Annotated in this window: 12 protein-coding genes and 1 tRNA gene; 10 read left to right on the forward strand and 3 right to left on the reverse strand. The window is 62.2% G+C overall.

Annotated features, from left to right (window positions below; translation table 11 throughout):
• Positions 1-19: 19 nt before the first annotated feature.
• From selA to HNO86_RS07185, 4 genes are all read left to right on the forward strand, one after another.
• Complete coding sequence (selA, locus tag HNO86_RS07170; RefSeq protein WP_175376313.1) at positions 20-1450, forward strand: L-seryl-tRNA(Sec) selenium transferase; 1431 nt, start codon at positions 20-22, stop codon at positions 1448-1450.
• A complete protein-coding gene (gene selB / locus HNO86_RS07175) occupies positions 1447-3351 on the forward strand; it encodes a selenocysteine-specific translation elongation factor (RefSeq protein ID WP_175376314.1) in 1905 nt (634 codons plus the stop codon). Before selA ends, selB begins: the two co-directional genes overlap by 4 nt.
• 6 nt (positions 3352-3357) lie before the next feature.
• Positions 3358-3453: transfer RNA gene (locus tag HNO86_RS07180), tRNA-Sec, on the forward strand.
• Between the two features lie 137 nt (positions 3454-3590).
• Entirely contained in the window at positions 3591-4679 is a 1089-nt protein-coding gene (locus tag HNO86_RS07185; protein WP_175376315.1) for an AI-2E family transporter, read from the forward strand.
• A 44-nt stretch (positions 4680-4723) separates the two neighbouring features.
• On the opposite strand, the gene HNO86_RS07190 is transcribed toward HNO86_RS07185, so the two are convergent.
• Entirely contained in the window at positions 4724-5371 is a 648-nt protein-coding gene (locus HNO86_RS07190; protein WP_175376316.1) for an MliC family protein, read from the reverse strand.
• A gap of 184 nt (positions 5372-5555) precedes the next feature.
• On the opposite strand from HNO86_RS07190, the gene HNO86_RS07195 reads away from it, so the two are divergent.
• The gene (locus HNO86_RS07195; RefSeq protein WP_175376317.1) at positions 5556-6023 is read left to right on the forward strand and encodes a GNAT family N-acetyltransferase; all 468 of its coding nucleotides are present in this window, start codon (positions 5556-5558) and stop codon (positions 6021-6023) included.
• A 99-nt stretch (positions 6024-6122) separates the two neighbouring features.
• Here HNO86_RS07195 and HNO86_RS07200 read toward each other — a convergent pair whose 3' ends face one another.
• Together HNO86_RS07200 and HNO86_RS07205 are read right to left on the reverse strand one after the other, a co-directional pair.
• Positions 6123-7205, reverse strand: a complete 1083-nt coding sequence (locus HNO86_RS07200) for an alkene reductase (RefSeq protein ID WP_175376318.1) — start codon at positions 7203-7205, stop codon at positions 6123-6125.
• A gap of 155 nt (positions 7206-7360) precedes the next feature.
• A complete protein-coding gene (locus HNO86_RS07205) occupies positions 7361-7771 on the reverse strand; it encodes a cupin domain-containing protein (protein ID WP_175376319.1) in 411 nt (136 codons plus the stop codon).
• 167 nt (positions 7772-7938) lie between these two features.
• Between HNO86_RS07205 and HNO86_RS07210 the strand changes: the two genes are divergently transcribed.
• The 5 genes from HNO86_RS07210 to HNO86_RS07230 all read left to right on the forward strand — a co-directional run bounded on the left by HNO86_RS07210 (position 7939) and on the right by HNO86_RS07230 (position 11822).
• Positions 7939-8850, forward strand: coding sequence for a LysR family transcriptional regulator (locus HNO86_RS07210; RefSeq protein ID WP_175376320.1), 912 nt, complete (start codon positions 7939-7941; stop codon positions 8848-8850).
• A gap of 105 nt (positions 8851-8955) precedes the next feature.
• Positions 8956-9963, forward strand: a complete 1008-nt coding sequence (locus HNO86_RS07215) for an LLM class oxidoreductase (RefSeq protein WP_175376321.1) — start codon at positions 8956-8958, stop codon at positions 9961-9963.
• Positions 9964-9995: 32 nt separating this feature from the next.
• On the forward strand, positions 9996-11099 hold the full coding sequence (locus HNO86_RS07220; protein ID WP_175376322.1) for an alkene reductase: 1104 nt from the start codon (positions 9996-9998) through the stop codon (positions 11097-11099).
• A 175-nt stretch (positions 11100-11274) separates the two neighbouring features.
• Complete coding sequence (locus HNO86_RS07225) at positions 11275-11547, forward strand: CopG family ribbon-helix-helix protein (protein WP_175376323.1); 273 nt, start codon at positions 11275-11277, stop codon at positions 11545-11547.
• On the forward strand, positions 11547-11822 hold the full coding sequence (locus HNO86_RS07230; protein WP_175376324.1) for a type II toxin-antitoxin system RelE/ParE family toxin: 276 nt from the start codon (positions 11547-11549) through the stop codon (positions 11820-11822). The genes HNO86_RS07225 and HNO86_RS07230 overlap by 1 nt, the downstream gene beginning before the upstream one ends.
• Positions 11823-11856: the final 34 nt, after the last annotated feature.

Consider the following 11856-nt stretch of genomic DNA (forward strand, 5'->3'; position numbering starts at 1 on the left):
TCGTATTCTGGAGCGCCTGATGCCCGCAAACCTTGCCAGCCAAACCCCGCGTCTGCCTTCCATCGACAGTCTGCTTCGTCACCCGGCGTGCCAGCCTTTGGCCGAGCGTTATGGGCGCGAAGCCTTGCTCGCCGCGCTGCGGCAACTGCTCGATGAATTGCGCGAAAGCGTGCAACGGGGGCAGGTGCAAGCCGTCGAAGTCAGCCCCGAGGTGTTGTCAGGAAGGGTAGGCGAGCGGTTGGCTTTCCAGCACCGCAGCCACGTACGGCGTGTGTTCAACCTCACCGGCACCGTGCTGCACACCAACCTGGGCCGCGCCCTGCTGCCGGAAGAAGCCATTGAGGCCGTGCAAATGGCGGCGCGGTATCCGCTGAACCTGGAGTTCGATCTGCACAGCGGCAAGCGCGGTGACCGCGACGATCTGATCGAAGGCTTGATCCGCGAGCTGACCGGCGCCGAGGCGGTGACCGTGGTCAACAACAATGCCGCCGCCGTGCTGCTGACCCTCAACAGCCTGGGAGCGCGCAAGGAAGGCATCATTTCCCGGGGCGAGCTGATCGAAATCGGCGGGGCGTTTCGTATACCCGACATCATGGCCCGCGCCGGGGTGAAGCTGCACGAGGTCGGGACCACCAATCGCACCCATGCCAAGGATTACGAAGCAGCCATTGGCCCGCGCAGCGGTCTGGTGATGCGGGTGCATGCGAGCAACTACAACATTCAGGGGTTCACCACTAGTGTGCCTACGGCGGAGTTGGCGCAACTGGCGCATGACCATGGCTTGCCGCTGCTTGAGGATCTTGGCAGCGGCAGCCTGCTGGATCTCACGCGTTGGGGGTTGCCTGCTGAGCCTACGGTTCGCCAGGCCCTGCTGGATGGCGCGGACATCGTGACTTTCAGTGGCGACAAGTTGCTTGGCGGGCCCCAGGCCGGGTTGATTGTCGGGCGCAAGGAACTGATCGCGAAGATCAAGAAGAACCCGCTGAAACGCGCGCTGCGGGTCGACAAGCTGACCTTGGCCGCGCTTGAGGCGGTGCTGGGGCTGTATCGCAATCCGGATCTTCTGGCCGAGCGTCTACCAAGCTTGCGCCTGTTGACGCGGCCTCAGGAGGAAATCCTCGCTCAGGCGGAGCGTCTGCAACCGTCGCTGGCGCGGGTGCTGGGCGCGGCCTGGAGCGTCAGCGCAATGCCGGCGCTGGGGATGATTGGCAGCGGCAGCCAGCCGGTGGCGCGGTTGCCGAGTGCGGCGCTGTGTTTACGGCCATTGACTTCGAAACGTCTGCGCGGGCGTTGTCTGCTGGGGCTGGAAGAGGCGCTGCGTGGTTTGCCGATCCCGGTGCTGGGGCGCATCGATGACGACGCCTTGTGGCTGGACTTGCGCCAGCTGGACGACGAGGCGGCGTGGCTGGCGCAGCTGGATCAACTGCAAGGGGAGGAGCGGGCAGGGTGATTGTCGGCACTGCAGGGCACATCGACCACGGCAAGACCGCGTTGCTCCAGGCCCTGACCGGGCAGGCCGGAGACCGGCGCCGGGAAGAACGCGAGCGGGGCATGACCATCGATCTTGGCTACCTATATGCCGAGTTGGCCCCGGGTGCGGGACTCACGGGGTTTATCGACGTTCCGGGTCACGAGCGCTTCACCCACAACATGCTGGCCGGGGCGCAGGGCATTGATCTGGTGTTGCTGGTGGTTGCGGCCGATGACGGTGTGATGCCGCAGACTCGCGAGCATCTGGCGATTGTCGAGTTGCTGGGTATTCCACGGGCGTTGGTGGCTATCAGCAAATGCGACCGGGTGGAGCCGTCCAGGGTGCAGCAAGTGCGGGAGCAGATCAGCGCATTGTTGGCACCCGGTCCCCATGCCGACGCGCCTTTGATGGCCTTGTCGAGCCTGACCGGGGAGGGCGTCGACGCCTTGCGTCAGGCCTTGCTGGCGGCTCAGCGTGAGGTGCGGCAACGCAGTCTCGACGGCGGCTTTCGCCTATGGATCGACCGGGCCTTCAGTGTGGCGGGGGCGGGGATAGTGGTCACCGGTACGGCGCTGTCGGGGCAGGTGGCGGTGGGCGATACGCTGCAGCTTGGGCCGTCGGGCAAAACCGTGCGGATCAGAGGACTGCACGCGCAGAATCAGGCTGCGCAAACCGCCATGGCCGGGCAGCGTGTGGCGTTGAATATCAGTGGCGAACGGCTGGCGCTGGAACAGATTCATCGGGGGCAGTGGCTGGCTTCAGAATGGCTGTATGCGCCGACTCAACGGCTGGACATCGATCTGCAACTGCTGGCCAGCGAATCCCGCGCCTTCGAGCACTTTCAACCCGTACACGTGCATGTCGGCACCCAGGGCGTGATCGGTCGCGTGGCCTTGCTGGAGGGCGCGAGCGTGGCGCCGGGCGAGCGCATGTTCGCGCAGTTGCTGCTCAATGGACCGGTGCAGATGGTCAAGGGTGATCCGCTGATCCTGCGTGACCAGAGCGCGCAGCGCACCCTGGGCGGTGGCCGGGTGCTCGACCCGTTCGCGCCGACCCGACAACGTCGCAGTCCGGAGCGGCTGGCGCAATTGCTCGCTCTGAGCAGCAACTTCGACATCGAAGCGATATTGCCGGCGCTGCTGGCCAACAGCGACACCGGGCTCGATCCGCAGCGCCTGGAGCGTCAGTTCAACCGTCCTCGTGCCAGTTGGACGCTGCCTGACAGCGTGCGGCTGATCGAGACGCGCACGGGCCCGGTGCTATTCGACTCGCTACGTTGGCAGGCTCTGAAAGACGAGGTGCTGGAACATCTGGCGCGTTTTCATGAGCAGGAACCGGATCAGGTGGGGCCGGATCGTGATCGCTTGCGGCGCTTCAGCGGTACGGCGCTGGAGCGTGCGACCTTCCTGTGTCTGCTCGATGAGATGCTGGGCGCTGGCCTGATTGCCGCGAGCGGGCCGTGGTTGCATCTGCCAGAGCATCAAGTGCGCCTGAGTGACGAGGAAGAGTCCCTGTGGCAGCGCTTGCAACCGCAGTTCGATGCGGCCGGTTTCAACCCGCCGTGGGTGCGTGACCTGGGGCATGACGAAGCCACGGTGCGGGCGTTGTTGCGCAAGATGGCGCGGTTGGGGTTGCTGCATCAGGTGGTGCGTGACCTGTTCTACACCGATACGGTGATTCGGCGATTGGCGGCTATGCTGTTGCAACTGGCCGAGGATGACCCGGTGATCCAGGTCACCACGTTTCGCGATGCGCTGGGGGTGGGGCGCAAACGCAGCATCCAGATTCTGGAATACTTCGATCGGCTGGGCCTGACCCGGCGCATGGGCGACCGCCGCCAGATTCGCCCGGACAACGCACTGGCGCGGCGAACGGACTGATTTCAAGGAAGGTAATCGCGCCCGGTGGCGCGGCCGGGCTTCAAACCCGGTTGGGGACGGCATCCGTTCCCGGGCAGGTTCGACTCCGGCTACCTTCCGCCAATTTCCCAGGAACACACCGCAGCTCCTGCACAGGGCGCGAGCGCGAGATTTATTCGAACTTTTTCGCGAGCCCGCAACACGCCGTCTATGCTGGGCAAACCGACTCTCTATCTTTGGATTGATGCCAGGAGACTGCGATGTTGCCCACTCAACTCTCAGAGAAAACCTGGTCCCGCGGGCTGCTCGATGTACTGATCCGCGCCGGGCTGATCGTGGTGCTGGTGCTGTTCTGCTTTGAAATCTTCAGCCCGTTCCGCGACCTGATGTTGTGGTCGGTGATTCTGGCGATCACGCTCTATCCATTGCAGAAAAGGCTGATGGGCCCGATGGGGCAGAAGGAAGGTCGTATTGCGACGCTGATCATCCTGATCTCCATCATCATCCTGATGGTACCGATCTACCTGCTGGGCACGTCGATCGCCGACTCTGTCGATGGCGCCATGACCGTGGTTCGCAACCAAGGCATCCACATTCCACCGCCGCCTGATTCCATCGCCGAAGTGCCATTGGTGGGCAAACCGATCTCGGCAATCTGGCTGCAGGCAGCCACCGACCTGCCGGGCCTGACCGAGAAATACATCCCGCAAATCAAGGGCGTCAGCATGACCCTGCTGGGCAAACTCGCCGGGGTCGGCATGGGCTTCCTGACCTTTATTTTCGCGCTGATCATCGCCGGGATCTTCATGGCCCACGGTGAAGGTGGCAGCCGCGCCGCGGTGCAGATCGCCTCGCGGGTCAGCGGCCCGGAAAGAGGACCGAAAATCGCCGCCCTGTGCACCGCAACCATCCGCGCGGTGGCGCTCGGGGTGGTGGGCATCGCCTTCATCCAGATGCTGCTGGTCGGCCTGGGCTTCGTGTTCAAGGGCATTCCCGGCGCGGGGCTGCTGGCGCTGGCGGTGTTGCTGCTGGGCATCATGCAATTGCCGGTGACGCTGATAACGCTGCCGGTGATCGCCTACGTATTTGCCACAGAAGGCGCCAACACGGCGACCATCGTCTTCGCCATCTACGTGTTCGTGGCAGGGCTGGTGGACAACGTGCTCAAGCCGCTGATGCTGGGGCGTGGCGTCGATGTGCCGATGCCGGTGGTGTTGATCGGCGCCCTGGGCGGCATGGTCACCAGCGGCATCATCGGCCTGTTCATCGGCCCGGTGATACTCGCTCTGGGCTATCAACTGTTCTGGCAGTGGGTGCAGGACCGGCCGCCGGAGGAGAGTGCGCTCTGATCGACTTCAAGGGGCGTCACGGCCAGCGCCGTGCGCCCTGAACCTCAGCTGATCGGCTCGGCGGTGCAACTCGTCTCTTTGCCACCCGGCTTCTGAAACAGAATCACGCCATCGTCCTGCCAGAAGCTGTAAGGCCCCAGGCTGTCCTTGCCGGTGTAACGGTTGCCCATGTCACTGGGCACCTGATTCAGCGTGATCGAACTCTTCGCCCATTTCAGGTACACCGCACCCGGCTGTGTGGTGAAAAAGGTCGCGGCCAGCGGTGCGTTCAGGCCGGGGCAACGATAGGTCATGGGGCCCTCGGTGAGTCGGTCAGGGTCTTTGGTTCGGACGATGGCCGACCCCTGGCGCAACTGGTGCGCGCGCTCGGCATAAGCACTGATCGTGCAGGTCTTGGGATCGCGCTCGGAGGCGCAGTGGTTGCGCTCCTCGAGCCAGAACTGTTGGTCGACCATGACTTTGTCAGGCAGCGGTACCGAGTGTTCATCGGTGAGCGCCAGGCGATAGAGCCGGTTCAGTTCGCGATCCATCATCGCCAGCTGGGAATCGCGGCAGATGAGTTTTTCGATGGAGAGCGTGCTGCTGGTGCAATCGAAGCTGGTCTTGAAACTGGCCGCATCGACGCAGGTACTCGTCGCCATCAAGGCGCCGGCACCCAGCACGCTGGTGAGAAAGGCCGTGACCGATTTCATGTTGGCTTCACCCGAATCATGACGTGACGCCCGATTGACGTGGGAAGTATCGATCCGTGAAACAGACATTGATTGGCATAGGTGTACGGAGTGTAAGCCAGCGCCGCAAACTTGCCACATGGGCTGACGGCTGGGTACGGTGACGGCTTTGCCGCCCGATCCGGTTTGCGCCAACAGAGGTGCCATGAACGAACAACACAGCATCCGCCTGGCTGTTGCCGATGATGAAAGCGCCATACGCGCTTGCGCCGAACATGCTTACGCGCCGTATGTAGCGGTGATCGGACGCAAGCCAGCGCCCATGACGGCTGATTACGGGGCGCAGATTTCGGCCGGTCATGTCTACGTTTATGTGGGAGAACAGCAGCAATTGCAGGGGTTCATCGTGTTCTTTGCGGTGGACCGATACATGCTGCTCGAAAACGTGGCCGTCACCGAGGCCGGGCGCGGGAAGGGGATCGGCAAGGCGTTGATCCGGTTCTGCGAGGATCAGGCCATTCGTATGGGCCTGGGCAGTATTCGTCTCTATACCAACGCCCGGATGACCGACAATCTGGCGATCTATCCGCGGTTGGGTTACGTCGAAATCGAACGGCGGTCGGAGGATGGCTTCGACCGCGTCTACTTCGAAAAAAACACCCCACACCTGTAGGAGCGAGCTTGCTCGCGATGCACTCGAGAACGCTGCGGGGTGTCAGGTTTCCAGCGTTATCGTTGACGACCATCGCGAGCAAGCCAGCGCCTACAGGGCTCAGGCGTTGGCGAACCGGGTGTAGCCCTCGGCACCACCGCCGTAGTACGCCTCGAGCGGCGCATCGAACAGCGGCGTATCCGCTTGCAGGCGTTCGACCAGGTCAGGATTGCCAATGAAAGGTTTGCCGAAGGAGATCATGTCCGCATGGTTCGAGTCGGCCGCCTCCACGGCACGCTGGCGGTCATAGCCGTTGTTGGCGATGTAGGCACCACCGAAAGCCGTGCGCAGCGCCTGGACATCAAACAGCTCGGCACCATTGCCGCCATGCAGTTGCCCTTCGACGATATGCAGGTAAGCCAGCCCCATTTCGCCCAGGCGACGGACCAGATAGCCATAGGTCTCCATCAGATTGCTGTCCACCGGGATGTCGCCAATAGCCGTGGACAACGGTGACAGGCGCAACCCCACACGATCCGCTCCCCAGATCTCGGCAACCGCCTGCACGACTTCCAGCGGGAAGCGCGCACGGTTTTCAATGGAGCCACCGTAGCGGTCGTCCCGGTGATTGGTGCTGTCACGCAGGAACTGCTCCAGCAGGTAACCATTGGCGGCGTGCACCTCTACGCCATCGAATCCGGCTTCCTTCGCCAGTCGTGCCGCGTGACGATAGTCCTCCACAATGCCGGTGATTTCCTCGGTCTCCAGAGCGCGCGGCATCGACGGCGGCTGGTTGCCGGCTTCGGTGAAGACATTGCCGCCGGCCTGGATCGCGGACGGTGCCACCGGCGCTGCGCCGTCAGCCTGCAAGCTCACGTGGGACATGCGACCCACATGCCACAGCTGCATCACGATGCGGCCACCGGCCTCGTGCACGGCCTTGGTCACAGGCGCCCAAGCCTCGACATGCGCCTGGGTGTAGATCCCCGGCGTATAGGCATAACCACGACCCTGGCGGGAGATGTTGGTGGCTTCGGTGATGATCAAGCCGGCCGAGGCACGCTGAGCGTAGTACTCGATCGCCAGCGGCGACTGCACGCCGTCCATGCCGGCGCGAGAGCGGGTGAGTGGCGCCATGGCGACGCGATTGCGGACTTCGATTGCGCCAAGACGGGTCGGGGAAAACAGGGTTTCGGTAGACATGGCAGCTCCAGTTTCAATGCATAGGGGTTGGGAAAACCCTGCCGGACCTTCACGTCCGGCAGCTCATCGAGTGAGGCCTAGGATGCGGGCTGCGCTGTCATTCATATAATTTACTTGTTGTATTTCAGTTATATCCTCGTCGATATATCTAGCCGTCAAACCGAGGGTGGGCCGACGTTGTATTCTTCGTCGGTCACCTTTTCCATCCAGACCACGCTCACGCCATCCAGGGCTTCCTGAACGCCGATATGGGTCATGGCGGTGTTCGCGGCCGCGCCATGCCAGTGCTTGTGGCCCGGTGGGCACCAGATGACGTCACCGGCGCGAATCTCCACGATGGGTTCGCCTTCACACTGGGTCCAGCCGCAACCGGCGGTGACGATCAGCGTCTGACCGAGCGGATGGGTATGCCAGGCGCTTCGGGCACCGGGTTCAAAGGTGACGCTGACCACTGACACCCTTGCCGGCTCCGGGGGATTGTTGAGCGGGTCCATGCGGACGGTGCCGGTGAAATAGGCTTCGGGGGCCTTGATCGAGGGTTGTGAACCTACGCGTTTGAGGATCATGGTCAATCAATCCTGTAGTAAGGGGGCGATTGCGGGGGAGGGAGGTTGCCGAAACAATGTGCGCCCGGCATTTGAGATGCGCAACTCACCCGACGCTATGCTTCGACGGGTAGTGGATGTCTGATACGCCGTAACGCACTTACTGGATGTTCTGGAGAACGCTTTCGATGGAAGCCAACCGATTCGGCGACATTGCCGCCTTTGTCGCGGCCGTGAAGGCGGGCAGTTTCACCGCGGCGGCGGATTCGCTTGGCCTGACTCGTTCGGCTGTGGGCAAAAGCATCGTTCGCCTGGAAAGCCGCATGGGCGCGCGGCTGCTCAATCGCACCACCCGCAAACTGAGCCTGACCGATGAGGGGCAGGTCGCCTATGAGCGCTGGCGACAGATTCTCGAGGATCTGGATGAAGTCGAGGCGACCATGGCCCTGCGTCGTGGTCGGCCCACAGGCACGTTCAAGCTCACCGCGCCGCTTTCGTTTGGCCAGCGCCATATCCTGCCGATTCTCGATGCCTATCTGAAACAGTGGCCCGACCTGCGCGCGGATGTGTGGTTCACCGATCGCTTCGTCGATCTGGTCGAGGAGGGCGTCGACATCGCCATTCGCATCGGCGCGCCGAAAGAAGATTCGCAATTGCTCACCCGCACCGTGGGCTGGCAGCAGTACGCGACTTGCGCTTCGCCAGCGTATCTGGCCCGTTCTGGCGTGCCGAAAACGCCGGATGAACTGGTCGGCCATGACACCATCGCCTTCGGCAGCGGCGAGCGAACCGTCGCCTGGCGTTACCAGACTCCGGCCGGCCTGCATCTGCATGAACTGCCGGGGCGGCTGAATATCGACAGTTCCGAAGCCATGCGCGAAGCGGCGCTGACAGGCATTGGCTTGATTCACCTGCCGACTTACATCACCGGCAACGACCTGCGCGATGGAACCTTGGTCGAAGTGCTCAGGCCTTACCGCGCGCCGCCGGATCCCATCAGGGTGGTGTATCCGAACAAGCGTCATCTATCGCCACGGGTTCGCAGCTTCATCGATCTGATGGTGAGCCACTGGGAAGCGGGCGTGCCTTGGGAAAAATGATTGGATTGGGGAATTCAAGGACCGGGTAATGGTCGCCGGACGCGGTTTATCCGGGCTCGGGATTCAATAAAGATGCAGTCATCGCCACTTGTGAGGACTGCCACCATGACCCACGCCATTCAACGCTCGACCACTTCGCCGACCCCGCATCCGATGCTTGAGCGTCATCCCGGTTTTCAACGTCTGTTCAAGCCGCAGGCGCTGACCATCGGCCTGATCCTGCCTCTGGAAACCCATCCCGGTCGCCCTGCGCCCACCATGCGCGATCACGTCGAAATGGCGCAACGCGCCGAAGCGCTCGGTGTGGGCGCGTTGTGGATGCGCGACATCCCGTTCTACGACCCGAACTACGGCGACGTCGCGCAGATCTTCGAACCCCTCGTCTATATCGGCTACCTCGCCGCGGCCACCCGCAGCATCGTGCTCGGTACCACCGGCATCGTGCTGCCGACTCGCGAGCCGATGTACCTGGCCAAACAGGCGGCATCTTTGGACCAACTGAGCGAAGGCCGCCTGGTGTTGGGGCTGTCCTCGGGCGATCGATACAGTGATTACCCGATGCTGGGGATCGACTTTGAATCTCGTGGCGAGCGTTATCGGGATGCCTATTCGGTGTTTCGCACCTTGCTCGAGCAGCGTTTTCCGACGTTTCGCTCCGAGCGCTTCGGCGGCTCGTCCGGCGGTCTCGATCTGGTGCCGAAGGCGCCGTACGGCCGGGTGCCATCCATCGCGGTCGGCCAGGCGCAGCAGAGCATCGAATGGCTGGCGCAGAACCTCGACGGCTACCTGGCCGGTGTGCAGAGCCCGGAGCGTCTGGCCTCGCTGGGTGAACACTGGCACGGCCTGGTGAATGAAGCCGAGGGACGCGACGCCTTCAAACCCTTGGGGTTGGGGGGTTATCTGGATCTGAGCAGCAACCCGGATCAGCCTTTCCAGCGTATCCAGGGCGGCTTCCGCGCCGGGCGCAACGGCCTGCGAAATTACCTTGCACAGGCGCAATCGGCCGGGGTTTCGCACATCGCGCTCAATCCCAAGGTCAGCCGCCAGCCCTACAGCGAAATCCTCGATGAGCTCGGCGAGTACGTCTTGCCGCACTTTCCATCACACGCGTGAGTCAGCCCACTGTCTGCGGGAGGAATCAGTTCATGTCATCACTTTTCGAATCTTATGACCTGGCCGGTTTGCCTTTGTCTAACCGTATCGTCATGGCCCCCATGACCCGCGCTCGCGCCCACGACACCGTGCCGTCCGCCGATATGGCGACCTATTACGCCCAACGTGCGAGCGCCGGACTGATCATCACCGAGAGTGCCCAAGTCTCCCAGCAGGGACGAGGCTATCTCCACACACCGGGCATCCACACCGACGCCCAGATCGAAGGCTGGAAGCGCGTGACCGATGCGGTACACCGGGCCGGTGGACGCCTATTCATCCAGCTCTGGCATGTGGGGCGTGTTTCTCACGTCTCCTTGCTGGACGGGCATTCGCCGGTATCGGCGGTGGCCGTGACGGCGGCGCAAACCCTGGTTCACGCCTACGACAGCGCTGGGAAGCCAGCCCAGGTTGCCGCCAGCCTGCCTGTGGCGCTGGATGCCAATGGCATTCGCCAGGTCATCGCCGACTTCCGCCAGGCCGCGCTCAATGCCATGGCCGCGGGATTTGATGGCGTGGAAATTCATGCGGGCAACGGGTTTCTGTTCGAGCAGTTCATCAACGGCGGGCTCAATACCCGGGAAGATCGCTATGGCGGCACATTGATCAGCAATCGCCTGCGCCTGCTGCTGGAGACGGTCGATGAAATCAGCGCGCAGATCGGCCATGACCGTGTCGGCGTGCGTGTTTCCCCCTTCGCCCGGCTGGCGGACCTGCACCCGTTCGAAGATGAACAGGCAACCTGGCTGGCACTGGCCGGCGCGCTGTCGCAACGGCGGATCGCCTACCTGCATGCCAGCCATCTGGGGGACCCGGATTTTCACAAAGCCTTTCGGGCGGCGTTCGATGGCAGCTTCGTACTGTCGGGAGGCTTTGGCGCTGAAACGGCGCGGCAGGCGATCGATGAAGGCCTGACGGATTTGGCGGTGTTTGGCCGGCCGTTCATTGCCAATCCTGATCTGGTGAATCGTTTGCGTTTTGGCTGGCCGCTGGCTGAAGCGGGGAGGGAAGCGTTTTATGGGGGTGGGGCGCGGGGGTATGTGGATTATCCGGTGTATTCAGGGGAGGGAGTGGACCCACAGTGGGTGCCTGCCTGACATAGGTGTCTACGATGTGGAATCAGTGGCTGTGAATTGCGTGGAATCATCCACGTTTGTACCGTGCATCGTAACTCGGTAGCTGCAGTGATTATTTATGATTCAATCTGATTCATATTCATGCGCTACGATTAAGAGTCAATCATCGACGCCTTGCGTCATTGGAGTAATGAACATGGCTCCCCCCCTCAAAACCCGCTCGGTAACCGCTCACGTGCCGGTAGAGCTGGCTGAAAAAGTCGACGAATTGGCAGAGCGACTGGAACGTTCAAGGAATTGGATCGTCAAGCAGGCTCTTTGTGCATGGATCGAGCAGGAAGAAGAGCGTGTTCGCCTGACTCGCGAAGCTTTGGCGGATGTAGACAACGGCCGAGTGATCGATCACCAGGCCGTTCAAGCCTGGGCCGATAGCCTCGGTACCGATTCCCCATTGCCGGTGCCTCGCTGATGGAGTTGAAGTGGACCAGCAAGGCGCTATCCGATATCTCCCGTCTGTATGAATTTCTATCCGCTGTGAATCAGACCGCCGCTATTCAGACCGTTCAACAACTCACCGCCGCTCCCAGAGCATTGTTAACGAACCCGCGCATTGGCGAGCGCCTGGAGGAATTTAGTCCACGCGATGTGCGTCGAATTCTGATCGGCCACTATGAATTGCGTTATGAAATTCAGAACTCGACTATCTATCTGCTGTGTCTCTGGCACACGCGTGAGCATCGGTGACTGCTCGTCACGAAGAAGCTCTGCGTCGCATCTG

Source organism: Pseudomonas sp. C1C7, assembly GCF_013359595.1.
GTDB lineage: Bacteria > Pseudomonadota > Gammaproteobacteria > Pseudomonadales > Pseudomonadaceae > Aquipseudomonas.

Excerpts from the sequence above, each read along its gene's own strand:
- HNO86_RS07230 (WP_175376324.1), top strand. The coding sequence starts at position 11,547 with ATGGAGTTGAAGTGGACCAGCAAGGCGCTATCCGATATCTCCCGTCTG.
- HNO86_RS07185 (WP_175376315.1), top strand. The coding sequence starts at position 3,591 with ATGTTGCCCACTCAACTCTCAGAGAAAACCTGGTCCCGCGGGCTGCTC.
- HNO86_RS07195 (WP_175376317.1), top strand. The coding sequence starts at position 5,556 with ATGAACGAACAACACAGCATCCGCCTGGCTGTTGCCGATGATGAAAGC.
- HNO86_RS07215 (WP_175376321.1), top strand. The coding sequence starts at position 8,956 with ATGACCCACGCCATTCAACGCTCGACCACTTCGCCGACCCCGCATCCG.
- HNO86_RS07210 (WP_175376320.1), top strand. The coding sequence starts at position 7,939 with ATGGAAGCCAACCGATTCGGCGACATTGCCGCCTTTGTCGCGGCCGTG.
- HNO86_RS07190 (WP_175376316.1), bottom strand. The coding sequence starts at position 5,371 with ATGAAATCGGTCACGGCCTTTCTCACCAGCGTGCTGGGTGCCGGCGCC.
- HNO86_RS07205 (WP_175376319.1), bottom strand. The coding sequence starts at position 7,771 with ATGATCCTCAAACGCGTAGGTTCACAACCCTCGATCAAGGCCCCCGAA.
- selA (WP_175376313.1), top strand. The coding sequence starts at position 20 with ATGCCCGCAAACCTTGCCAGCCAAACCCCGCGTCTGCCTTCCATCGAC.
- HNO86_RS07200 (WP_175376318.1), bottom strand. The coding sequence starts at position 7,205 with ATGTCTACCGAAACCCTGTTTTCCCCGACCCGTCTTGGCGCAATCGAA.
- HNO86_RS07225 (WP_175376323.1), top strand. The coding sequence starts at position 11,275 with ATGGCTCCCCCCCTCAAAACCCGCTCGGTAACCGCTCACGTGCCGGTA.
- HNO86_RS07220 (WP_175376322.1), top strand. The coding sequence starts at position 9,996 with ATGTCATCACTTTTCGAATCTTATGACCTGGCCGGTTTGCCTTTGTCT.